The sequence below is a fragment of the Ferrimonas marina genome (genome assembly GCF_900129905.1).
GTDB lineage: Bacteria > Pseudomonadota > Gammaproteobacteria > Enterobacterales > Shewanellaceae > Ferrimonas > Ferrimonas marina.
Map to the genome: position 1 here is coordinate 123,147 of NZ_FQXG01000008.1, position 22,739 is coordinate 145,885.

The 22,739-nt window shown below is 60.7% G+C and carries 24 protein-coding genes; 11 read left to right on the plus strand and 13 right to left on the minus strand.

Annotation, left to right across the window (positions count from 1 at the left end; translation table 11 throughout):
- Nucleotides 1-241 precede the first annotated feature (241 nt).
- Nucleotides 242-574 carry a hypothetical protein gene (locus BUC04_RS18705; RefSeq protein WP_067660055.1) on the plus strand — a complete coding sequence of 111 codons (333 nt, stop codon included), beginning with the start codon at nucleotides 242-244 and terminating at the stop codon, nucleotides 572-574.
- A gap of 92 nt (nucleotides 575-666) precedes the next feature.
- On the opposite strand, the gene BUC04_RS18710 is transcribed toward BUC04_RS18705, so the two are convergent.
- Nucleotides 667-1,515, minus strand: coding sequence for a glycoside hydrolase family 16 protein (locus BUC04_RS18710; RefSeq protein ID WP_159437705.1), 849 nt, complete (start codon nucleotides 1,513-1,515; stop codon nucleotides 667-669).
- 607 nt (nucleotides 1,516-2,122) lie between these two features.
- On the opposite strand from BUC04_RS18710, the gene BUC04_RS18715 reads away from it, so the two are divergent.
- Genes BUC04_RS18715 through nqrF form a run of 6 tightly spaced genes read left to right on the plus strand, consistent with a single transcriptional unit; the run spans nucleotide 2,123 to nucleotide 7,888 of the window.
- Entirely contained in the window at nucleotides 2,123-3,463 is a 1,341-nt protein-coding gene (locus tag BUC04_RS18715) for a Na(+)-translocating NADH-quinone reductase subunit A (RefSeq protein ID WP_067660049.1), read from the plus strand.
- A gap of 2 nt (nucleotides 3,464-3,465) precedes the next feature.
- Nucleotides 3,466-4,632, plus strand: a complete 1,167-nt coding sequence (locus BUC04_RS18720; protein ID WP_067660046.1) for an NADH:ubiquinone reductase (Na(+)-transporting) subunit B — start codon at nucleotides 3,466-3,468, stop codon at nucleotides 4,630-4,632.
- Nucleotides 4,622-5,395 carry an NADH:ubiquinone reductase (Na(+)-transporting) subunit C gene (gene nqrC / locus BUC04_RS18725; protein ID WP_067660045.1) on the plus strand — a complete coding sequence of 258 codons (774 nt, stop codon included), beginning with the start codon at nucleotides 4,622-4,624 and terminating at the stop codon, nucleotides 5,393-5,395. The genes BUC04_RS18720 and nqrC overlap by 11 nt, the downstream gene beginning before the upstream one ends.
- A 10-nt stretch (nucleotides 5,396-5,405) precedes the next feature.
- Complete coding sequence (locus BUC04_RS18730; protein ID WP_067660042.1) at nucleotides 5,406-6,029, plus strand: NADH:ubiquinone reductase (Na(+)-transporting) subunit D; 624 nt, start codon at nucleotides 5,406-5,408, stop codon at nucleotides 6,027-6,029.
- Between the two features lie 2 nt (nucleotides 6,030-6,031).
- The gene (gene nqrE / locus BUC04_RS18735; RefSeq protein ID WP_067660041.1) at nucleotides 6,032-6,640 is read left to right on the plus strand and encodes an NADH:ubiquinone reductase (Na(+)-transporting) subunit E; all 609 of its coding nucleotides are present in this window, start codon (nucleotides 6,032-6,034) and stop codon (nucleotides 6,638-6,640) included.
- 27 nt (nucleotides 6,641-6,667) lie between these two features.
- Nucleotides 6,668-7,888 carry an NADH:ubiquinone reductase (Na(+)-transporting) subunit F gene (nqrF, locus tag BUC04_RS18740; protein ID WP_067660039.1) on the plus strand — a complete coding sequence of 407 codons (1,221 nt, stop codon included), beginning with the start codon at nucleotides 6,668-6,670 and terminating at the stop codon, nucleotides 7,886-7,888.
- A 57-nt stretch (nucleotides 7,889-7,945) separates the two neighbouring features.
- Here nqrF and BUC04_RS18745 read toward each other — a convergent pair whose 3' ends face one another.
- The 9 genes from BUC04_RS18745 to BUC04_RS18785 form a co-directional block, all read right to left on the minus strand.
- Nucleotides 7,946-9,316, minus strand: coding sequence for a sensor histidine kinase (locus BUC04_RS18745; protein ID WP_067660035.1), 1,371 nt, complete (start codon nucleotides 9,314-9,316; stop codon nucleotides 7,946-7,948).
- Entirely contained in the window at nucleotides 9,313-10,641 is a 1,329-nt protein-coding gene (locus BUC04_RS18750; RefSeq protein ID WP_067660132.1) for a sigma-54-dependent transcriptional regulator, read from the minus strand. Before BUC04_RS18750 ends, BUC04_RS18745 begins: the two co-directional genes overlap by 4 nt.
- A 74-nt stretch (nucleotides 10,642-10,715) precedes the next feature.
- Nucleotides 10,716-11,915, minus strand: coding sequence for an ABC transporter permease (locus BUC04_RS18755; RefSeq protein ID WP_067660031.1), 1,200 nt, complete (start codon nucleotides 11,913-11,915; stop codon nucleotides 10,716-10,718).
- A gap of 10 nt (nucleotides 11,916-11,925) precedes the next feature.
- Nucleotides 11,926-13,239, minus strand: coding sequence for an ABC transporter permease (locus BUC04_RS18760; protein ID WP_067660028.1), 1,314 nt, complete (start codon nucleotides 13,237-13,239; stop codon nucleotides 11,926-11,928).
- Nucleotides 13,233-13,961, minus strand: coding sequence for an ABC transporter ATP-binding protein (locus BUC04_RS18765; RefSeq protein WP_067660026.1), 729 nt, complete (start codon nucleotides 13,959-13,961; stop codon nucleotides 13,233-13,235). The genes BUC04_RS18760 and BUC04_RS18765 overlap by 7 nt, the downstream gene beginning before the upstream one ends.
- Before the next feature lie 14 nt (nucleotides 13,962-13,975).
- A complete protein-coding gene (locus BUC04_RS18770; RefSeq protein WP_067660024.1) occupies nucleotides 13,976-15,250 on the minus strand; it encodes an efflux RND transporter periplasmic adaptor subunit in 1,275 nt (424 codons plus the stop codon).
- A gap of 192 nt (nucleotides 15,251-15,442) precedes the next feature.
- Complete coding sequence (locus BUC04_RS18775) at nucleotides 15,443-15,853, minus strand: hypothetical protein (protein ID WP_067660023.1); 411 nt, start codon at nucleotides 15,851-15,853, stop codon at nucleotides 15,443-15,445.
- A complete protein-coding gene (locus BUC04_RS18780) occupies nucleotides 15,850-16,323 on the minus strand; it encodes an MOSC domain-containing protein (protein WP_067660021.1) in 474 nt (157 codons plus the stop codon). Before BUC04_RS18780 ends, BUC04_RS18775 begins: the two co-directional genes overlap by 4 nt.
- A gap of 39 nt (nucleotides 16,324-16,362) precedes the next feature.
- Nucleotides 16,363-17,001, minus strand: a complete 639-nt coding sequence (locus tag BUC04_RS18785) for a Crp/Fnr family transcriptional regulator (RefSeq protein ID WP_067660020.1) — start codon at nucleotides 16,999-17,001, stop codon at nucleotides 16,363-16,365.
- Between the two features lie 330 nt (nucleotides 17,002-17,331).
- On the opposite strand from BUC04_RS18785, the gene nhaA reads away from it, so the two are divergent.
- The 4 genes from nhaA to BUC04_RS18805 all read left to right on the plus strand — a co-directional run bounded on the left by nhaA (nucleotide 17,332) and on the right by BUC04_RS18805 (nucleotide 19,951).
- Entirely contained in the window at nucleotides 17,332-18,507 is a 1,176-nt protein-coding gene (nhaA, locus tag BUC04_RS18790; RefSeq protein ID WP_067660018.1) for a Na+/H+ antiporter NhaA, read from the plus strand.
- 119 nt (nucleotides 18,508-18,626) lie between these two features.
- On the plus strand, nucleotides 18,627-18,821 hold the full coding sequence (locus tag BUC04_RS18795) for a DUF4177 domain-containing protein (protein WP_067660015.1): 195 nt from the start codon (nucleotides 18,627-18,629) through the stop codon (nucleotides 18,819-18,821).
- A gap of 104 nt (nucleotides 18,822-18,925) precedes the next feature.
- A complete protein-coding gene (locus BUC04_RS18800; protein WP_067660014.1) occupies nucleotides 18,926-19,147 on the plus strand; it encodes a hypothetical protein in 222 nt (73 codons plus the stop codon).
- A 93-nt stretch (nucleotides 19,148-19,240) separates the two neighbouring features.
- Nucleotides 19,241-19,951 carry an SIMPL domain-containing protein gene (locus tag BUC04_RS18805; RefSeq protein WP_067660011.1) on the plus strand — a complete coding sequence of 237 codons (711 nt, stop codon included), beginning with the start codon at nucleotides 19,241-19,243 and terminating at the stop codon, nucleotides 19,949-19,951.
- A 301-nt stretch (nucleotides 19,952-20,252) separates the two neighbouring features.
- Here BUC04_RS18805 and BUC04_RS18810 read toward each other — a convergent pair whose 3' ends face one another.
- The 3 genes from BUC04_RS18810 to BUC04_RS18820 all read right to left on the minus strand — a co-directional run bounded on the left by BUC04_RS18810 (nucleotide 20,253) and on the right by BUC04_RS18820 (nucleotide 22,597).
- Nucleotides 20,253-20,951, minus strand: coding sequence for an NAD(P)H-dependent oxidoreductase (locus BUC04_RS18810; RefSeq protein ID WP_073326071.1), 699 nt, complete (start codon nucleotides 20,949-20,951; stop codon nucleotides 20,253-20,255).
- A 168-nt stretch (nucleotides 20,952-21,119) separates the two neighbouring features.
- The gene (locus BUC04_RS18815) at nucleotides 21,120-21,632 is read right to left on the minus strand and encodes a MerR family transcriptional regulator (RefSeq protein WP_067660008.1); all 513 of its coding nucleotides are present in this window, start codon (nucleotides 21,630-21,632) and stop codon (nucleotides 21,120-21,122) included.
- Nucleotides 21,633-21,658: 26 nt separating this feature from the next.
- Entirely contained in the window at nucleotides 21,659-22,597 is a 939-nt protein-coding gene (locus BUC04_RS18820; protein WP_143165794.1) for a DMT family transporter, read from the minus strand.
- Nucleotides 22,598-22,739 lie beyond the last annotated feature (142 nt).

Below are 22,739 nucleotides of genomic sequence, written 5' to 3' on the forward strand. Positions count from 1 at the left end.
GGCGAGTTTAAGCCGGGTTTGAGCCGGGTTTAAGCCGGGGTTATGGCCGGCGCGAGCTCTCGCTTACGCCACCGTTTGCGCCCTCGTGGAGAGAAGCAATTCAGCGTGGATTCATGGGGTTAGTGCCACACTGAGACAATCCTATTTGTTATATCGTTTCGAAAGCGCTTTGTGAGTGGAGGCTGATACCGTGCCCGAAAGACCGAAGAGGCGACTCAAGCCACACCTGGGTTTGATACTGATGCTACTGCTCGCAGTGGTGATGATCCCCGTGTTGGCCTGGAATGGGGTGCTCAGTCCGGATGAGCAGATCGCTACCTGGTTTCAACGCAGTGGCTCTTTGGTGGTGCTCTGCGCTGCCTTGATCGAATACATCCTGTTTAAGATCAGCCTGTCGAATACGCCCGCCAGTGGTGACGCTGAGCCGACGGGATATCAGCGCAAAGCCTCGCCGTTGTACCTGAGGGTGATACACGGCATTAAGTACCTGGCTGCAGGTGTGGCGATCATTGGCACGGTTATCTGGGGCTATGGAGATCTGATTTACAGCCACATTACCGCCATCGGCCACTAGGCTATTGCTGCGAACAAAGGGCTCCCGAGGGAGCCCTTTTCTATGCGGCTATCTTATTGTGCTACTTCAATGGGCTAGCCCAATGAGCTATCTCAGTGAATGGGGGAGCTGGGTCGGTCAGCCTGGTTCGGGTTCTGATAGACCCGCACATAGTCTACCTGCATCTGCGCCGGGAACTCGGTGGCGTCATCCGGCGCGCCGGGCCAGTTGCCCCCCACCGCCAGGTTCAGTAGCAGGTGGAAGCGCTGGTCAAAGGGCGCGGGGTAGGGGCCATTGCCGGAGTGCCACTGGGTCTGAGTTTGATACAGCACATCATCAACATACCAGCGGATCTCCCCCGGCTGCCAATCCACCCGGTAGACATGGAACTGCTCCACCACCGAGTCAGGCGGTGAGTACTCTTTTCCGGTGTACTGATTCTCAGGCCAGGAACCACCGTAGTGCAGGGTGCCGTGCACCGCATTACCACCGGCGGCGGTGAGGTTGACCGCCTCCATGATGTCGATCTCGCCACTGGCGGCCCAGCCACCGTATTGCTCGTCGGTGGGCAGCATCCAGAAGGCGGGCCACAGGCCCTGACCGGCGGGCAGTTTGATGCGCGCCTCGATACGGCCATAGCGAAAATCCGCTTTGTTAAGCGAGCGGATCCGTCCCGAGGTGTAGGGCACATCCGGCTCATCGCTGGGCAAGGCGGTGATGGTCAGCAGGCCGTCTGCAACGGTGACGTTGTCGGCGCGATAGTGCTGTAGCTCGTTATTGCCCCAGCCGCACAGGTTGATGTCACAACCGTCACCCAGTTGATAAGACCACTTGCTCTCATCCAGTGTGCTGCCTTCAAACTCTTCCGACCAAACCAGGCGATAGTCTGCGGCCAAAGCGGCTGGGCCGGCCAGCACGCTGAGCAGAGCAGCCAGCCCCACCCCTGTTTTCCCTTTGAGCAATCTCATCTCTCCCTTGCGCATCCTGCGGCTTCTCTTTTCTAACCTCTCGGTTATCGGCTTGCCTTGCAACCCCGGCGATGGCGATGCGCGCATTGATCCGCGCTCGCTGGCTAATAATCACACAACCTACTGCTTGGTATGAGTAATTTCGGTAGTGACTTTCAAAAAAGGCAGTGAGTTCTGTTCATACCATGGCGGGAGGCCGTGGCGGATTCTCCTCCTTACCTTCGCTTTTCTGGCAGTAAGGCTCACCAACTGGTGCGTTCAGCGATCCCGCCATAGACTGAGGGTTGCATCAATGTTGCCGGTTTTGCGAAATGGTTAATTTATTGCGTGTTATGGTGTGATCCTGCTCTCGCTTCTGAAGCCATAAACGCCAAAATTTTTGCTTCAAAGAAGTAAAAAAGTTACTGATAAATGGTAAATAAAGCTCACGCCTGCCGGTTCAAAAGTTGTCCGTCAAGCGATGGGGTTTGATTTCGATCTAATTATCGAGCGATACGATGTGTTTATAGTGGGGCGGCTTGGGTCAGATTGACCCACTGCGCTGAGGGTGCTTCTCAGAAGCCCGTCGATGGAAACGCTCAAACAAGGTTGTGTGATACGGATGATAAAAGTGACCAAGGGGTTGGACCTGCCGATACAGGGCAAGCCCGATGCTCGCATCGATGGCCACCGCCCGGCAAAGCGGGTGGCGGTATTGGGCGAAGAGCACAAGGGCATGAAGCCCACGATGCTGGTGGAGGAGGGCGACCGTGTCCGCAAGGGCCAACCGCTGTTCGCCGATAAGAAGACCCCAGGGGTGGTGCATACGGCACCGGCTGCCGGGGTGGTGGAAGCAATCCACCGCGGTGACCGCCGGGTACTGCAGTCGGTGGTGATCGCCGTTGAGGGCGAGCAAGACTGCACGCTGCCGTTGCCTGAAACCCTCGACCGGGCCAGCCTACAGCAGCTGCTGCTGGACTCAGGCCTCTGGACCGCCCTGCGCACCCGCCCCTTCTCCCGCGTTCCCGCCCCGGATAGCCAACCGGTGGCCCTGTTCGTCAACGCCATGGACACCCAGCCGCTGGCGGCGGATCCGGACCTGGTGATCAGCGAGCAGATGGATGCCTTCCGGCACGGACTGGAAGCGCTGACCCTGCTCACCGACGGCAAGGTGCACCTGTGTCACGACAACCGCGGCCGCTTCAAGGGGCGCCTGCTGGAACAGCCCATCACCGGGGTGGACTCCCACCAGTTTGTCGGGCCCCATCCGGCGGGGCTGGTCGGCACCCACATCCATGCCCTGTCCCCGGTTAGCCTGAGCAAAACGGTCTGGCACATCGGATACCAGGATGTCATCGCCATCGGTAAGCTGGTGCAAACCGGTGAGCTCTACACCGACCGGGTGATCGCCCTGACCGGCCCGCAAGTAGCTCAGCCCCGCTTGCTGCGCACCCAGTTGGGGGCCGATGTGCATTCCATCACTGATGGTGAACTGAAAGAGGGCAACAACCGCATCGTGTCCGGCTCTATCCTGTCCGGCCACAACGCCCACGGCCCCCATGGCTTTCTTGGCCGTTTCCACAACCAGGTAACCGTCCTGCAGGAGGGCTACAACCACCGCAGCTTTGGCTGGATTGGTCAGGGCCGCAAACGCTTCTCCCTGTACCGCTCTATCACCACGCTATTGGCTCGCCCTAAGCAGTTTCCCATGACCACTGACTCCGGTGGCATCAACCGACCCATCATCGCCTACGGGCGCTTCGATGATCTCAGCCCGCTGGATCTGGAGCCGGCCCTGCTGTTGCGGGACCTGGTGGCCCGGGATACCGATGAGGCGCAACTGCTTGGTGCGCTGGAGCTGGACGAGGAGGATGTGGCGCTGTTCACCTTCGCCTGTCCCGGCAAGTACGACTACGGCGCTGAGCTGCGTGTCTGTCTTGACCTGATTGAGAAGGAGGGCTGAGGATGCTGTTTCGAACCCTGATGGCCGATCTCAAGGTCTTGTTACTGGCGGATGGCCAGCGAACCCGGGGCAGTGTTGCGGTCCGGGATCTGATGGACGTGAAGCGCAGCCAGTCGATGATCTGGCTCTGCCTGATGCCCATTTTGTTATTTGGCATGGTGATCCAGGGCTGGCACGCCCACCTCGACCTGGCGGAGGGCCATACCACCCCCGACGTCTGGCAGCTGGCGCTGTTTAACGGCATCAGCGGTGGCCTGACCGCCGATTCCGGTTTCTTTGCCTGGCTGTTCTACGGCGCCAGCTTTGTCTTCCCTATCTTCTTTGTCGCCTTCTTCGTCGGCCTGGTGTGGGACATGATCTTCTCCCGCCTGCGCAAGGAGACGGTGCAGGAAGGGCACCTGGTGGTGGCCATCCTGTTTGCCCTGATGCTGCCGGTGACGATTCCGCTGTGGCTGGTGGCCATCGGCATGAGCTTCGCCGTGGTGGTGGGCAAGCAGATCTTCGGTGGCCTGGGCTACAACCTGCTCAACCCGGCGCTGGTTGGCCTGGCCTTCCTCACCTTTGCCTACCCCACCGTGATGAGCGGTGATGGCATCTACTGGGCGGTGGAGGGGGCCAAATCTCCCATCACCCTGCAGGCGCTGGACAGCAAGGGCGCCTTTGAAGGGGTGACCTGGTACAGCGTGTTTGGCGACGCCCGATGGTGGGATGCTTTCTTCGGGCTGGACTCCGGTGCCATCGGCGAGACCAGTACCCTGCTTATCCTGATCTGCGGTGGCATGCTGCTGCTGTGCCGCCTGGCGGACTGGCGCATCGTGCTGGCCGTATTGATTGGCATGATTGCCACCGCGACCATGTTCAACCTTATCGGCGACGATAAGAACGTGCTCTACCAGATGCCCTGGACCTGGCACCTGGTCACCGGCGGCTTCGCCCTGGGGATGATGTTTCTGGCAACCGATCCCACCACCGCGCCCTACACCCGCAAAGCCAAGTGGGCCTATGGCGTGTTGATTGGCTTTATGGTGGTGATGATCCGGGTGGTGAACCCCGAGCACGTCGAGGGGATCATGCTGGCCATCCTGTTTGCCAACCTCTGGTCGCCCCTGCTGGATTACTTCGTGGCTCGCGCCAACATCAAACGGAGGCAAGCCCGTAATGCGCTATAACAAGGATTCAGTGCAGGGCACCTTCCTGTTCATCGCCTGTCTCTGCATCTTCTGCTCGTTGATGATCACCGGCACAGCCGCCGGCCTCAAGGAGCGCGCCAAGGCGAAAGAGTTGGCGCTGATGAAGCACTCGGTATTGATGGCCGCCGGCTTTGGTGATCACCGGGGCGGCGACATCGACGCCCTGTTTGAGCGTCAGATCCGTCCGCAGATTGTCGAGCTGGACAGCGGCGAGCTGAACGACCAGATCGACCCTCTCACCTTCGACCCCAACATGGCCGCCGCCAACCCGGAAACCTCCAGCAAGCCGAAGAAGGACAGCGCCCGCATCGGTCGCCGCGCCGATCAGGGGCGGGCCTTCACCATCCTGGATGAGTCCGGCCAGTTCGATGGCGTGGTGGTGCCGTTCCATGGCAAGGGACTGTGGTCCGTCATCTACGGCTACATCGCGCTGGAGGCGGACCTCACCACCATCCGTGGGCTTTACGTTTATGAGCACGGCGAAACCCCGGGGATCGGCGATTTCCTCGATGACCCGGCCTGGCAGGGTCAGTGGCACGGCAAGAAGCTGTTCAATGACGACGGCAAGGCGGCGATCAAGGTGGTGCGCGGCGGTGCCCAGCCCGATGACCCCTTCGGCGTCGATGGGATCAGCGGTGCCACTATGAGTGGCCGTGGCGTTGAGCGTGCGGTGCAGTTTTGGGTTGGTGATGAAGGCTTCGATGCCTACCTCCAGCACCTGGCCGGCATGAACAAGGGATAAGGAAGACAAGATGAGTAGTCAAAACCCCTCGGCCAACGAGGTCCTACGCACCCCCATCTTCGCCAACAACCCGGTGGCGATGCAGATGCTGGGTGTCTGTTCTGCCCTGGCGGTAAGCAACGCCATGATCAACGCCGTGGTGATGACCGCTGCGGTGACCTTCGTGCTGATCTTCTCCAACCTGATCATCTCGCTTATCCGCAATCTCATTCCCAACAGCGTGCGGATCATCGCCCAGATGACGGTGATCGCCAGTTTGGTGATCGTGGTGGATATGGTGCTGCAGGACATCGCACCGGAGATCGCCCGCCAGTTGTCGGTGTTTGTTGGTCTTATCATCACCAACTGCATTGTGATGGGGCGCGCCGAGGCGTTCGCCATGAAGAGCCCGCCGATGCTGGCGGTGATCGATGGCCTGGGCAATGCCCTGGGCTATGGCGTGATCCTCTGCTCGGTGGCCTTCGTCCGCGAGCTGTTCGGCGCCGGCACCCTGTTCGGGGTGGAGATTTTCAAGACCCAGGCCAACGACGGCTGGTACCTGGCCAACGAACTGTTCCTGCTGCCCCCCAGCGCCTTCTTCCTGATCGGTTTTCTGATCTGGGGGATCAACGCAGTGCAGAAACGTAAGGGATAACGATGGAATACTATCTGACGCTGTTTATTCAGGCGGTCTTTATCGACAACATGGCACTCTCCTTTTTCCTGGGGATGTGCACCTTCCTGGCGGTATCGAAAAAGGTCTCGACCGCCATTGGACTCGGGATCGCCGTGGTCGTGGTGATGACCCTGGCGGTACCGCTGAATCAGCTGATCTACACCTATGTGCTCAAGCCCGGTGCCCTGGCCTGGGCCGGCCAGCCCCAGCTGGATTTGAGCTACCTGCAGCTGATCACCTTTATCGGGGTGATTGCCGCCATGGTGCAGATCCTCGAGATGGTGCTGGATCGCTTCCTGCCCACCCTCTACAGCGCGCTGGGGATCTTCCTGCCGCTGCTGACCGTGAACTGCGCCATCTTCGGTGGCGTCATCTTCATGGCCAACCGGGATTATGGCCTGGTGGACTCTGCGGTGTTTGCCGCGGGTTCCGGCGTAGGCTGGGCCCTGGCCATCGCCTTGCTGGCGGGGATGCGGGAACGGATGAAGTTCCACAACATCCCCGAAGGCCTGCAGGGCATTGGCATCACCTTTATAACCACCGGATTGATGGCACTGGGCTTTATGTCCTTCGCTGGCATCACCCTGTAACAACGATAACGGCGTAAGGAAGAGTCGATGGAAATCATTATCGGCGTCGGGATGTTTACCTTCATCGTCTGCCTGCTGGTGGCGGTGATCCTGGTGGCTAAGAGTCAGCTGGTGCCCAGCGGCGACGTCACCATTAGCATCAACGGCGATCCCGACAAGGGCTTTACCACTTCACCCGGCGATAAGCTGCTGGGGGCCCTCGCGGGGCAAGGGGTGTTTATCTCCTCCGCCTGTGGCGGCGGCGGCACCTGCGGCCAGTGCCGCTGTAAGGTGCACAGCGGTGGCGGTGACATCCTGCCCACCGAGCTGGATCTGATCACCAAAAAAGAGGCCAAGGAGGGGATGCGCCTGGCCTGTCAGGTGGCGGTTCGCCAGGACATGGAGATTGAGCTGGACGAGGAGGTGTTCGGGGTTAAGAAGTGGGAGTGCGAGGTGCTCTCCAACGACAACCAGGCCACCTTCATCAAGGAGCTGGTGCTGAAGATCCCGGAAGGGGAAGAGGTGCCGTTTAAGGCGGGTGGCTATATCCAGATCGAGGCACCGCCGCACCACGTGCTCTATAAGGATTTCGATATCGGTCCGGAGTACCGTGACGACTGGGAAAAGTTCGGCCTGTTCAAGCTCGAGTCCGAGGTGAAGCAAGAGGTCATCCGCGCCTACTCCATGGCCAGCTACCCCGAGGAGAAGGGGCTGATCATGCTCAATGTGCGGATCGCTACCCCACCGCCGGGCAGCGGTGCCCCCACCGGCCAGATGTCCTCTTTCATCTTCAGCCTCAAGCCCGGCGACAAGGTGATCATCTCCGGCCCCTTCGGTGAGTTCTTTGCCAAGGACACCGACGCCGAGATGGTGTTTATCGGCGGTGGTGCCGGTATGGCGCCGATGCGCAGCCACATCTTTGACCAGCTCAAGCGGCTCAACTCCAAGCGCAAGATCAGCTTCTGGTACGGCGCCCGCTCCAAGCGCGAGGTGTTCTACCAGAAGGACTTTGATGACCTGGCGGCGGAGAAGGACAACTTCCAGTGGCATGTGGCCCTGTCGGAGCCACTGCCGGAGGACAACTGGGAGGGCTACACCGGCTTTATCCATAACGTGCTGTACGAGCACTACCTCAAGAGCCACAAGGCCCCGGAGGATTGCGAGTACTACATGTGCGGGCCGCCGATCATGAACGCCTCGGTGATCAACATGCTCAAGGAGATGGGGGTCGAGGACGAGAACATCCTGCTGGATGACTTCGGCGGCTAAGGCCGACATCAGAGCTAACCAACAAAACAGGGCGCCAACGGCGCCCTGTTTGTTCTATTAAGACTCGGTGTGGGTCTCGGCCTGTGGCACCGGGCTCGGTTGATGGAGCGGTTGCGGCAAGGTGAGTTGCACCTGCAGACCGCCGCTGTCGCGGTTTTGCAGCTGGATCTGACCGCCGTGGGCCTCGGCGATCTCGCGGCACAGGGCCAGGCCAAGGCCGGTGCCCTGGTGCTTGGTGGAGTAGAAGGGCAGCAGAGCCTGCTCCAAGGTGGCGGGACTCATGCCAGTGCCGCCGTCGCACAGGGTCAACTGCACCCGCTCTCCATGGCCTGTAACCGCCAGTTGGATCGCTTCGGCGTCACTGCCGCTTTCGTGGGCGTTCTTCAACAGGTTGACCATTACCCGCTCTAATTGGGGCAGGTCAAAGTAGCCAGGCTCGGAGGGCAGGGTACCTTGCAGCGTGAAGGGGTATTGCTGCTGCAGGCTATCGATGAACTGGCGCCAGCAAACGGGCTGGGGGCGCGGATTCGGCAGCTTAGCGAAGGTGGCGTAGCCCTGGATAAACTGGTTGAGGCTGTTGCAGCGCTCCTCGATGGTGTTAAACACCCGCTGCAAGCGGGGATCGGCATCTTCACTGAGCAACACCCGGCCGCTATGGCTCATGGAGCGGATCGGCGCCAGGCTGTTGTTGAGCTCATGGCTGATGACTCGGATCACCTTCTTCCAGGCCGCAGCCTCCTGCCGAGCCAGTTCGCGGGTGAGCTGACGTGCCAGGATCAAGCGATGGCGCCGGTTGTGCAGCAGGAACTGCCCCTGCACCAGGTGATAGGTCTCGGTGTGTTTGGGCTCCAGCTCCAGGCTGTAAAGACCGTCCTGTTCGGCACAAAACAGGGCTGCCACCGAGTCGGGCTGGTGAGCCAGCAGGGATTCAAGTTCGCATCCGGCCAGCGGTTCCTGGCCATTCGGGGCAAGGAAGCGCTCGGCATCGCGATTGGCCAAGACGATACGGCCATCGTCATCCACCAGCAGCACCAGCATGGCGCTGTTCTGGATCACCTTATCGAGGATCAGCTCTCGTTGGTGCAGGGTGTAGCGCTCCTGGCGCAGTTTCACCACCATGGCGTTGTGGCGGCGGATCAGCGAGCGGATCTCCGGCGAGCCCCGCTCCGGCAAGGTTGTGCTGAAGTCCTTGTCCGCCAGGTTCATTACCCCGGCCTCCAGTGAGGCCAGTCCCAGCCGGTGGCCTTTAGCAAGGGCAAAGCAGAGCCACAACAGCGGCAGCAGCAGCAGTAAGAACTGGGCGATGAACTGGCCCCAAACGGGCAGCGCTAGCAGATCGTCGAGCAAGGGCTGCAGGAGCAAGGCCAAACCGGTGGCCAGGGCGGCGCAGGTGACGGCCAGCAGGATCAGCAGTCGGTTCAGGCTCACCGCACCATCTCCAGTTTCTCCATGCGCCGGTAGAGCTGCTGGCGGGATACCCCGAGGGTTCGGGCTGCCCGGGCCATCACGCCACCGTGCCGGGCCAGGGCGGCGGTGATGCTGTCCTGGTCCAGCTCCGACGGTAAGCGCGGTGCCACCGTGGTGTCACTCAACGCCAGATCCGCCTTGCGGATCCGTTGTTGCTGGCAGAGCAGGGCGGCACGGTCGATGGCGTTTTTCAGCTCGCGCACGTTGCCGGGCCAGGTGTGCCCCAGCAACGCCTTACGGGCATCGTCACATAGCTCAGCCCTGCCGTTAAGGAAGTGCTCCGCCAGAGGCAGGATCTCCTCAGGACGCTCGTTGAGCGGCGGCAGTGCCAGTTGCACCACATTGAGCCGGTAGTAGAGATCCTCGCGGAAACGCCCTGCGGCGATCTCCGCAGGGAGATCGGCGTTGGTGGCACTGATCACCCGCACCGAAACCTTGCGGGTTTGATGGCTGCCCAGGCGTTCAAACTCGCCGGTTTGCAGCACCCTCAGCAATTTAATCTGACCGGACAACGGCAGATTGCCCATCTCATCCAGAAACAGGGTGCCACCATCGGCGGCTTCGAAGCGGCCGATGCGAACCTTGTTGGCGCCCGTGTAAGCGCCCGCTTCGGCACCAAACAGTTCCGCCTCCATCAGCTCCGGCGGCAGGGCACCCACGTTGACCTTGATGAAGGGTTTGTCTCTCAGCGGGGAGTTGGCCTGGACGATCTCGGCAATCTTCTCCTTGCCGGCGCCATTGGGGCCGGTGATCAGCACCGGCAACTCCGAGGGGGCCACCCGGGTGGCGGTTGCCAGCAGCTGGGTCATCGCTGGGCTGGTAAACAGGGTGCCGCACAGATCAAAGCGGGCCAGTTGGTCTTGTTGGGCTTGCTGTTGGTATTGGCGTGCCCGTTCGGCTCGGCGCAGTTGGCCCAACTCCAGCAGGTTGTTGACGGTCAGGCGCAGCTTGGCGTCGTCCCAGGGCTTGCCCAGGTAGTCCGCCGCGCCGGACTTGACCAGTTCCACCGCCATCGCCAGGTCGGTCCAGGCGGTCAGCAGGATGATGGGCAGATCGGGCTGCTTGGCGCGCAGGGCATGGAAAAGTGCCCGGCCCTCCTCGCCGGAGGTGGTATCGGCAGTGAAGTTCATGTCCTGGACTACCAGGGCGATCTCGTGCTGCTCCAGTGTCGCAAGGGCATCCTCTGGGGTCAGGCAGCAATGGCAGTGGTGGCCATCAAGTTCTAACAACAGCGAGAGCGCTTCGCTGATGGCGGGGTTGTCATCGACGATCAGGATAGTGGGCATCATGGTTTTCATTCTTTTTTCTTTCAGGATACCGGACTGTCGGCGGGGATCTATCCGCCGCCGACTTGACCAGGCTATGCACTTCGGGTAGCCAAGGCGGGACTGATCTGTGCGGCCCGCAGGGCAGGTACCAGGGTGGCCCCCTGACAGAGCAACAGCAGACCCGCCATGGTGCTTGCCAGCGGTGTCAGTGGCAGGCGGCCGATCTCGAATACCCCCATCAGTGCCTGGTTTAGCGCCAATGCGGCCATGGCACCCAGAGTGACCCCCGCCAGGGCGATCATCAGGTTCTCCAGCAGAAAATGGCGCACGATAGCCCCCCGGCTGCAGCCTAGGGCACGCCGGATACCGATCTGCTTGCGTCGCTGAACCAGGGTGTAGTTCACCTGGCCAACCACACCGACCAGGGTTACTCCCAGCAATAGGACACTGAGCAGGGTCAGCAAACGGGCCATGGCGTTGTCATTGCGATAGGCGTCCTGGCGCACCTCCGCCATCGAGCGAAAGCCGCTAACGACACGATAGGGCTCCAGTGCTAACAAGGTGTCTTCCACTTGCGCCATGACGGAATCCAGCTGTCCCGGCTCGACCCGAACCATAAACCGGTTCAGCATGGTGAGGGACTCGATGGGATAGATGGCGGTGTGGTAGAGATTCCGGCTGCGGACGCTCTGACTTTGCATACGCTGATAGATCCCGATCACCTCCGCCGCATCGTTTCCGATGTAGACCTGCTTGCCCAAGGCGCTCTCTTCTCCAAACAGCTGTTTGGCGGCGTCGGCGCTGAGTATCACCTGACTTGGTTCCCTGTTGCTTTTGGTAGCAGTGACTTCCGCTTCGTTGAACCAGCGCCCTTCCAGCAAGGTAAGGCCAAGGGTGCTGGCCAGCTGGATTGGCCCCTGGAAGTAGGACACGCCCTGGATCTCCTCGGGGGCATTGGGTTGGCGGGCCATACCGGTTTGCGAGCCGCTCTGGCTCAAGGGAACCTGGCTGATGGAGCTGGCATCAATGACGCCGGGCAGGGCCCGCAGGGCCGCCTCATCCAGGCGGCGCTGCTGCTCCAGCGGCGCATCAGGGTTTAGCTCACGCAAGTTAAAGGTGAACAGTTCAGATTCCGGCAGACCACTGTCACGCTGCATCAGCGCCAGCCGCTCGTCGATCATGTGCATGGCATTGGCGATGATGGCCAGGGTCAGCACCAGTTGCAGCAGGATGAGGAGCGGGCTGGCCTTGCTGCGCAGCAGGGCACTGAAAATGGGGCGAAGCTCGAACATGACTGGCTCCTTATTGGCTCTTGAGATAACGGGCAGGGGAGATCCGGCCAACACGCCAGGCGGGCCAGAGTCCGGCCAGCAAGGTGGCGATGAGTGAGAGTGCCAGCAGCACTGCCAGCACCGGCAGGTTCATTTGGGCTAACTGGTCATAACCGGCATAGAGTCGGCGTACCAGTGCCAGCCCGACCAGCGACAGCAAGCTGCCCAGCAGGCCGCCACCCAAACCCAGAATGGCGACCTCACAGAGGTGTTGCAGCAGCAACTGACCCCGGCTGGCGCCCAGCGCCCGACGAACTCCGCTGTGAGGGGCCTGGCGCAAGAACTTGGCCAGCAACAGCCCGGTGGTATTGGCCAGGCAGACCAGCAGGAACAGCAGCGAGAGCACCAGCAGCAGGCGGTTGCTGTCACTGACCACATTGTTGTATTCCAGCCACTCACTGACCGGTTTGAGACCCGCGATGGCATCGGGATTAGGGTACCGGCCCATCGCTTGCTGCTGCGCAATGTAACCCTGCAGTTGCGTCAGGTAGGCGTTGTATTGATCCGGGCCCTCCAGCTCGACCCAAAACTGCAGCCATTGAATCTCTGAGGCCAACCAGTCGGCGTAGCTGTTGATCGTCTCCGGCCACCAGCCCTGACTGTTGCCCCAAGTGGGCAGCTCCAGCTCGGGGATCAAGCTGAATGGGATAAAAAGCTGCTCACCGTCGTGAAAGGCGCCGTTGTTCAGGTCGTAAAACAGCGGCTGGGGGCGAAATGGCGCGATGATGCCGGTGACGGTGAAGAGCACACCGTCTGCCTCAAAGGACTTACCCACGTTGTCGCCGCCACCAAATAAGCGTTCATTGAGCGCCGTGTCGATCACCGCCATCGCCTCGGCATTGTCGTCGGCCGATGAGGACCAGGGCCCACCATGAACGAATACCGGCTCGAACATGGCAAAGAAGTCGCGGCCGGTGGCCCGGGCCATTTGGCTAAAGGGCAGCAGATCGGGATCCGGATTCTGTATCGTCAGCCCGGTGCGCAGCATCGCTGCCTGACGCAGTGGCCCGCCCTGACGCAGCAGGTTGTTGGCGTCCTGATAGGTCAGCTGAATCGGCAGCCCATCAGCTAAGAAGCCCTTCCAATCCGCCGGCGGCGTTTGCAGTTGCAGGCTGTAGAGGCGGTCATCCTTATGGGCCATGGGGTTGTGGCTCATCGCTTGATGAATCGCCAGGTTGGTGCCCGTGGTGGCGACGCCCAAGGCGATGGCCAGCATCATCAGGACGCTGAGCATCGGGCTGTGTTTCAGGCTTTTGGCCCCGAGACGAAGGTAGTAACTCAGCATGCGACCGCTCCTTCAGGCAGCAGAGAGCCTTGGCTTTCCATGGGGCGACCTGCCATGGCCAGATCACAGACCTGGCCATCGACGATGTGGATGTTGCGCCCGGTCTGAGCGGCTTGTTCGGGATCGTGGGTCACCATCACGATGGTGGTGCCAGCGGCATTGATCTCTTTGAGCAGGGTCATCACCTGGCGAGCCATCAACGAGTCCAGGTTGCCGGTGGGCTCATCCGCCAGCAGCAGGCGAGGGCTACCAGCCAGGGCCCGGGCAATGGCGACCCGCTGCTGCTGACCGCCGGACAGTTGCGACGGCAGGTGCTTCATTCGTGCGGAAAGCCCTACCTGCTCCAGTGCCTGCTCGATGCGGCGCTTGCGCTCCTTGGCATTGAAACCGCGATAGCGCAGTGGCACATCGACGTTATCGAACAGGTTGAGATCCGGCAGCAGGTTGTAGCCTTGAAAGATAAAGCCGATCTTCTCGTTGCGCAGGCGGGAGCGGGCACGGTCGTTGAGCCCACTGATCTCTTCACCATCCAGGTAGTAGTGGCCACCGCTGGGGCTTTCCAGCAGTCCGGCAACGTTGAGGAAGGTGGTTTTACCGGAGCCGGAGGGGCCAGTCACGGCCACGAATTCGCCTTCGCTCACATTGAGATTAAAGTCGCGCAGGGCGTGGGTTTCGATAAGCTCGGTGCGAAACACCTGAGAGATATTGTCCATTTTCAACATGGTTAGCGTCCTTGTTATTTGATCAGAACGTCGCTGCTGCCCGGCAGCAGGTCGAGTTCAGTGAGAATAAAGCGATCGCCCGGCTCTGCACCGGCGAGGATTTGGATATGGGTCAGGCTGGAGGCCCCCAATTGCAGTGGCACCTTTTGAGCGAGGTTACCGTCGACCTTCATGCCGTAGCGGCCCTGGTAGGCCTTGATAAAGGGGCCACGGCGAAGCATCAGCACGTCTTCCAGATACTCGAGCTGGATGCGGGCATTGAGGCGTTGGTTTTGCCGCAGCTTCAGTGGGGCTTGTGCCGTGTTTGGGTCAAAACGCACCCGCACCGCAACCTGATTGGCGATGATCTCCGGTGAGATCCCGGCGATCTGACCGGCCAGGGTGCGGCCGGAAATCTCCAGCGCCACCGGTAGGCCCAGTGCTAACTCCCCGCCGTAGCTTTCCGGTACTTCCAGCTCTGCCTGGTATTCGGTGAGGCTGACCACCGACATCAGTGGCTGGCTGTCGGCAATCTGTTCCCGGTCTTCCACCAGGGTGTTACCGACCAGGCCTGCCAAGGGGGAGCGCAGCTGCAGGGCTTCAACACGACGCTGTAGCTCGGCAACCTGCAGCTGTTGGCGGCGCAGTTCCACCTCAGCGGTGCGCTGCTCGAACTTGAGGGTGTCCTGGGCCAGCGCCATCTCACGCTCGGCATGATCAAAGGCGATGCGGGCGCTGGCGAACTCATCCTGGGCCTGCTGATGGTCGATGTCGCTGATCAGATCCTTGTCCGCAGCCTTGTCTGCGCGGCGCTTTTCTCTTTCGGCCGCCACCAGGGTCACCCTGGCGTGGTCCAGTCGTTGCTTCAGTTCCAATTCTGAGCGGCGGGCCTGCAGCACCCGCCGTTGCAAGTCCAGCTCCATGCTGTCGTACAGTGCCTGCTGTTGGGACAGCTCGGCGCTCAGTTCCGGACTGTCGATCTGGGCCAGTAATTGGTTCAGTTCGACCACCTCGCCCGCCTGCACCATAAGTTCAATGCGGCCACTGGCGGTGCTGTAGAGCACCGGGGCATTGGCGGCAACGATGCGGCCTCGTGCGGTGACCTCTCGGATCATCTCGCCGCGCTCAACCGTAGCGAACTGCAATCGACTCGCCTTGACGCTCTGCTGCGCCTGACCGTAGCTGGCCCAAAGGTAGCCGCCACTGAGAAGCAAAGCTGCGGTGGCAATGACTGCGGTAATAACCCGGCGCCAGCGTCGGGTGCCCTTGGGTTGTCGTTGTACATCCTGTCCTGAGGTATCGGGGATCATCAGTGTCCGCCTGTTCAGTTGTCCATCTGTACAGGGACAGTTTGCAGGGGGCGTGCCAGGATTGGATTATTAGATCAAAGTGTTGAAATAATTGATATTTTCTTTGTTGTGGGCGAGTGGGCTGGCTGTCCGTCACTGTCCAGAGTGTCCGAAGCGGACAGTTTTCAGGTGTCCGGAAGGTCGGGGGCGAGGTTAGATCTTTGGGCCATTGCCCCGAACGCCGAAGCGATAGAGGCCAAGGGTGATGAGCAGGGCCGCGGCGATGGAGCCCCAGGCGATGACCTGCACCAGCGGATGCCAACCATGCCAATGACCACTCAGGCCATAGGCCAGCAGCAGAATAACGGCACCGCCGTTGCTGACGATCCCCACCCAGATGGGCGCCATCGCCCGCCGGCCCTCAAGCGCCGCCTTGAGGCCGAACCCGTAGCCCAGACAGAGTGCCAGGTAGGCCCAGCCCAGCAAGCGCAGGGGCAGGGTGGACTCGGCCACCGGCAATCCGGCGGCGGACAACCAGCTGGCAGGCAACAGCAGCAGCGGCAGGCTCCAGGCCAGCACCGTGGCCAGGATCTTAAACAGGAACACACCGGCTAACGCGTTCATCGGTCAGACACCTGTTCAGGCAGTCGCGCTACGCTCATCCCTTCGCGTATCTCACCGTCGTTAAGGATCCGTGCCCGCAGTCCGCCGCGGGACACAAACGCCTTGACCACCTCGGCGGAGCTGAGTCCGTCGCCGGCCAGATCGTCCCCCAGCAGCTTACAAGGCTCACACAGTTCAACCCCTTCAAACAGCACATCGCCGATGGCAAAGCGTTGGCCCTCGAGCGCATTGAGCCTTACCCCCTGGGTGATCACGTTACGTCGGGTGGCGTGCCAGGGAATAGACTGGCCAAAACGCTGATTGAACGCCGCGATCTCCTCCGACTCAACAAAGGTGATGTTCTGGCCCGGGTACTGCTGTCGGTCGTAGTTGCGATCACCGACGATGCCCCGGTCGGCATGCAGGGTGACCTCGGTGTGCTGTTGCTGAGGAGCACGACGCTTCGGGGCGGTAAAAATGGCTTTGATCACGGGGCTTTCCTTGCTCTGTTCGCCGCAGATTTGGGCGGGCTACTGCAGCAACCGGATGCGGCGATAGTGACACTCCACCATGCCCTGCTGCTCCAGTTTCTTCAACATCCGCTGCACCTTGAAGCGGCTGATGTCGAGGTAGGCCGCCAGCTTGTCGTGGGTGGTGGTGACGTTACCGCTGGCGTCCGCCAGTTCGCGCAGGCAGGCGTGCAGGCGCTCATCGATGTCCGGATTCTTGTGCATGGCGAACACCCGGTGGGCCAGGCGCAGGTTGACCGCCAACTGGCGGGCTACCAGCTCGAACACCTCTGCCTTTGGGGCTTCTGCTGCACGCAGGGCACGGTGGGGAATGCGCAGTTCCAGCACTTCGCTCAGGGTACGGGAGGACAGCGGCAGGGTGTGGCCATCGAGGAACTCCATTAGGCCATACCAGCCCCCCGGTCCACGTTCCGCTACCAGCACCTGCTGGCCCTGCTCATCCAGGGTGTAGGCCTCGGCACTGCCCGACAGCAGCAGGCCGATGTAGTCGATCGGGCTGTCCTGCTGGAGAAACTGCACATCGGCGGCATGACGAACCACCCGACCGTGGCTGAGCAGGTAGTCAAATAGCATGGGGTAATGCTCGGGAGCCAGGTGTAGCTTGAGCATGCGCTGGTAGTGTGTGGTCGACGTTGACATAGGGCCTCAGGAGGCGGCGCTGCAAAAGGGGCTGCGCAATGCCGAATTGTTACCAGTGGGTGTTCAAATTTGCATCAATTGTGCACCCTGCAGATTCTTTGCGCCAGCCCTGAGTATCCTGTAGCCACATCTGAGCCACGGCGGTTTACGCCGACAATCAGGCGCCAGAGCGTTGGTTCATCCGGCGCTGAGCGCTTTGTGACACCGGCCTTAATCCCGATACCCTGACCGCCGTTTTTTTACTCGCGGGTGAGCAATCATCCCAGTGAGGGGATGGGTGTACGCCGGTGTGGCTCAACCTGACATTCCCCAATGTGACTAGAGAGAGATATGAAGCAAAGGATAAAACAGTTCCTCAGCCAAGACTCCGCCGGTGGCATCATTCTGATGATGGTGGTTGCCATTGCCATGGTGCTGGCGAACTCGCCATTGAGCGGGCTCTATGATGCCTTTTTGAATACCCCGGTGCAGATGCGTATCGGCACACTGGACATCGATAAGCCGATGCTGCTGTGGATCAATGATGGCTTGATGGCACTGTTCTTTATGCTGATTGGCCTGGAGGTAAAGCGCGAGCTGCTGCAGGGGGCGCTGTCCAGCCCCAGCAAGGCGGCCTTGCCGACCATTGCTGCGATTGGTGGCTTGCTGGTGCCGGCCGCGGTGTTCCTGGTGTTTAACATGGGTGATGACATCGCCCGGGTTGGTTGGGCGATCCCGGCCGCCACCGACATCGCCTTTGCCCTGGGGATCCTGGCATTGCTGGGCAGCCGGGTACCGGTGGCGCTCAAGGTGTTCCTGCTGGCCCTGGCGATCATCGATGACCTGCTGGTGATTATGATCATCGCCCTGTTCTACAGCGATAACCTGTCATTGTCGGCACTGGCGGTTTCAGCGCTGGCCACCGCGGCCCTGGTGGGGCTGAACCGTCGCGGTGAGCGTGCTTTGCTGCCCTACATGCTGATTGGCGTGGTGCTGTGGGTGGCGGTGCTCAAATCCGGTGTCCACGCCACTCTGGCGGGCGTGATTCTGGCCTTTACTTTGCCATTGGGCAAAGACGATAAGGGCCATTGCCCCAGTAATCACCTGGAGCATGCCCTGCACCCCTGGAGCACCTTCCTGATCCTGCCGGTGTTTGCCTTCGCCAATGCCGGGGTTAGCCTCAGCGGTATGGGGCTGGCGGACGTCGCGTCGCCGCTGCCGATAGGCATTGCTCTGGGTCTGCTGCTGGGCAAGCCGGTGGGGATTATGCTGTTCAGCGCCGTCGCGGTGGCCCTGCGCATGGCCAGTCTGCCGGAGGGGCTGCGTTGGGTGCACCTGCTGGGTGTGGCCTTCCTCTGTGGTGTTGGCTTTACCATGGCGATGTTTGTCTCGTCGCTGTCGTTCGAGGCAGGCCTGGTTGAGGCCGACCTGGCGCGGATGGGGATCCTGATTGGCTCGGCTGCGGCGGCCATCGCCGGCTACCTGATGCTGAAGCGAACCCTGCCCGCGCCGGCCGTTTCGTCCTAGTGGTTAATTCTTGAAACAAAACCAACCCCGTTCGGGGTTGGTTTTTTTGTGCCCAAGCGCCCATGCTGGAGGGCGACCATGGGACTGGACCCGGTTTATCAGCAAAAGGAGAGCACCTTATGAGCCGATACGAGTATAAGATTGTCGATTCCCGGGATGTCCCCTCGGCGGGGATGTTCAAGGGCCGGGAGCGGGGGGATCTGGAGGCCTATCTCAACGAGCTGGGTCAGCAGGGCTGGGAACTGGTTAACGTGGATTTTCGTGAACTGGAGGGGGCGTTGGAGTTTGCCGGCGTCATGAAGCGCGCGCTTTGAAACCATGGTGCAATCTGGGTAGGCTAGGGTCAGCTCAAGGGATTTGAGCGGTTGTGCTGATGGCCATGAAGGCCACGGCGATTTAATGATTCAAAGGACTGAATATGAACCTCAATGCCACCCTGATAGGGCAGATCTATCTTCCACTGATCCTGGTGATCACCGGCCTGATTGCCTGGCAAGCCAGGAAAAAGAGTGACTCGGCGATCTCTCTCACCATCGCCGGGTTTTTGCTGGCCTTTATCCCGCCACTAAACCTGATCCTATTGGCCATTCTGGCGCTAAAAGCCCCCCGAGTTCAGGGCCCTGCCCCCGAGGTTCAATAGCCCGCGGGGCAATGCCATCCTTTGGGGACGGTTGCCACAACCGGCCAATGGCTGCCACGCTGGTTGAATCAGCCACCTCAAGGAGAGCAGGCGATGCAAACACGGGCAAACTGGGTTCTCGCCCTGGGACTGGTGCTGGGCTTAGGGCTGTTGGGCTACCTGCTTTCCAGTGCCGCACTGGCGGTAAAGCAGCTCGAGCGCACGGTCACGGTGAAGGGCCTGTCGGAGCGGGAGGTGCCAGCCGATGTGGTGATCTGGCCTATCCAGTACAGTGCCGCCAGCAACGATCTTAATGAGCTTTACCAAACCCTGGAGCGTCACAACGCCGCGATTGAGCGTTTTCTTAGCCAGGGCGGGGTTGCCGCGGAGGCGATCAGCATAGCTCCGCCGGCCATCATGGATAAGTCGGCACAGCAGTATGGTGGTGGCGAGCCGGCGCCGTTTCGCTTTACCGCTATGCAGACGGTGACGGTCTACTCCGAGCAGATAGAGCCGGTGCGGGCGCTGATGGCCAGGTTGTCGGAGTTGGGCAAGCAGGGGCTGGTGATCCTGGGTAACCAGTACCAGGGCAGCACCCAGTACCTGTTTACTGGCTTGAACGACCTGAAGCCTGGGATGATCGAAGAGGCCACGCGCCAGGCCCGGGAGGTGGCGCTGAAGTTTGCCGCCGATTCAGACAGTCAGCTGGGTAAGATCCGCCGCGCCTCACAGGGCCAGTTCAGCATCAATGATCGTGACAGCAGCACGCCCCACATCAAGAAGGTGAGGGTGGTCTCCACCGTGGAGTACTACCTGACGGATTAAGCCTGATAAGGCTAATATTCTGACTCTGGTACTTTTATCATACTTTCGAACGCCCTTTTGGGGGCTTTGGTATGAGGCTTATTGTTGTTAACAGGCGTAAAGTATTCTCTGCGTGTTGAGTCGGGCGTTGACGGCATCCAGGTGGCGAGTCACCTCCTGGGAGTGAGAGTCTGTCTTCGATGCGCCCCTCGAAAAATTTGGGGGTCCTCGTGGCCCCACTTTTTCGAGCCTTTCACTGACTCGCTTGTGGGATCAAAAAAACGCGCCAGTGGGCGCGTTTTTTTGTGTCTGCCGATCAGGCTCAGAACCAGCTCACGGTCTGCTCCTGGGTGCGGCGGGTCTTGGGGAACTGAGGCTCGTCCGCCCGGTAACCCAAAGCTACCATGACGGCCGGCTTGTACAGCTTTGGGTCGATGCCGAAGTGCTGCTCCAGCACCTCGACGGTCTTGTCCATCTCAAACCCTTCGATGGGGCAGGAATCGATGCCCATCATGGCCGCGACGGACATTACGTTGCCCATGGCGATGTAGGCCTGCTTGGCGGACCAATCGGTGATCTGACGCTCGCCCTCGATCTGGAAGTCGTGCTCCTGGAACTTCTGGAACGCCTGGTTGATGAAGCCGATCACCTCGTCCGGCAACTGCTTCACCTCTTTCATAAAGCGCTGCTGGTACTCGGAGTTGTGCTTCATGGTGGCGTCGGTGTGGGCCAGGAAGATCAGGAAGTGGCTGGCGGTGCCCAGCTGACCGTCGGTGCCGTTGAACGCGCCATTGGCACCCCAGGCGAAATCACGGAACAGCTCGCGCTTCTCCGGGGACTGCACCACCAGCAGCTGCCAGGGCTCAAAACCGAAGGAGCTGGGAGAGAGCCGGGCCGCTTCCAGGATGACGTTGAACTCGCTGTCACTGATCTTGCGTGCCGGGTCAAACACCTTGGTGGCGTGACGGAAGTTAAAGGCGTCCAGGATCTGAGATTGGATGGCTTGGGTATCGGTGCTCACAATACACGCTCCTACAGTTGGCATAGGGAAAGGGGCAGGGCCGACACGACGCAGCGACCGGCTCAAACAATGGAGCGCATGCTAGCAATGGTCGCCGGGGGGATACAGAGCCGTTTGTTCCAATGACTTTGGACCAATGTGTCCATAATCAGACCGGGTTTGCTCAACTCAAAGAGCGCGAATCCGGGCGATCTCTTCCGGCGGGATGCCCAGCGACTGCAAAAAGCGTTGGTGCTCCTCCGGCTCCCTCTGCTCAAAGTGGCGGTGCCATTGACTCATTGCCGCCTCGTCCAGCCCTGCCGCCTGCATGATGGCAACCCAGCGGGCCTTGTCCATCGGCGCGCTGCTGGCAGGTTGCTCATCCTGTAGTACCGCCATGATTGCCCTTTGCTGCTGCCGCAAGCCATCGATCTCCCGCTCCAGCTGGTGAAAATGTTCGGTCAACACCCGCTGCTGCTCGTTGCCATCGTCCCGATTGAGCAGCGACCGGATCTGGGCGATGGGCAGGCCGTAGCTGCGAAAGGCGGTGATCCTGGACAGTTGATTCTCAGCCTCGCTGCCGTAGTAACGGTAGCCCTGATCGGAACGGTGACTGGGTTGCAGCAACCCCTCCCGCTCGTAGTACAGCAAGGTGGTGCGGGACAGGCCGAATCGACGGGCCAGTTGAGTAATGGTGTGCAATGGCAGCTCCGATGTTGACGAGGTGTTCAGTCAGACCGCTTTCGTCGGGCGCGGGTGGTTAAGCCTGGCAGCAGCGCCGAAGCCAGCAGGATAAGCAACCCGGACCAGGCCAGGGCGTTGGGGACTTCAGCAAACAGGCCGTAGCCCAGGGCCAGGGCGTAGATCATCTTAGCGTACTCGACCTGGGCAATGCGGTGGGCCGGGCAGTGTTTCAGGGCGGTAATGCCAAGGCCGGTGGCCAGTGCCGACAAAGCACCCACCGCCATTAACAGACCCCATTGGTTTGGGGTTGGGTGTTGCCACTGCAATAGGGCCGGCACCAGCACCAACATACCGACCGCCAGGGCCTGGATCCCCAGAAGCAGCAGGCGGGACTCGCTCTGCGCCAAGCGACGCACGCAACTGGCTGCAATCGCCGTGGCCATGGCGGCACCCAACCCGGCCAATATCGGCCAGAGTGCCGGGTGGTCAAAGCGCGGCTGGACCATCAACATCACGCCGACAAAACCAACGGCTATGGCCCACCAGCGCTCAGGGGGGATCGATTCTTTTAATACCCCGGTGGCGATGATGGCGGCAAAGGGCACGTAGACAAAGCCCAGTGCGGTGGCGTCCGCCAGTGGCAGCTGGCTGACCGCCAGATAGCCCAGTGACAGCGCCGCCAGGGCCGCGACAATGCGCAGCAGGTGCAGCGGCCAATGGCTGGGGATCAGCGAGCGGGCCTCAACCCCCTTGCAAAACGGCAACAGCAGCAGCAGGAACACCACTTGGCGGCAAAACAGGATCTGCGCCAGACCGATATCGTCGCTGAGTAGCCGGACCAGGGCCCCAATCAGCACAAACAATCCGGTGGCGAACAGCGCCAACAGCAGGCCGGTGGAGGGAGACGACCAGGTCCACTGGCGTGATATTGGGATTGACCAACGGCGTGACTTGGAACGAAACAGAGGCAATGGCAGAGACATAAACCGTTTTAGGTCGATGGGCGGATCGCCAGCATGAACCCTGCACTAATAGACGGGTCAAGACGAAGTCGACGTTGGTCCAGCGGTCTTGGCGGGCTGACGCCGACTACACTCTGCGGGTCTGCGCCGTGCAGTGCTAATG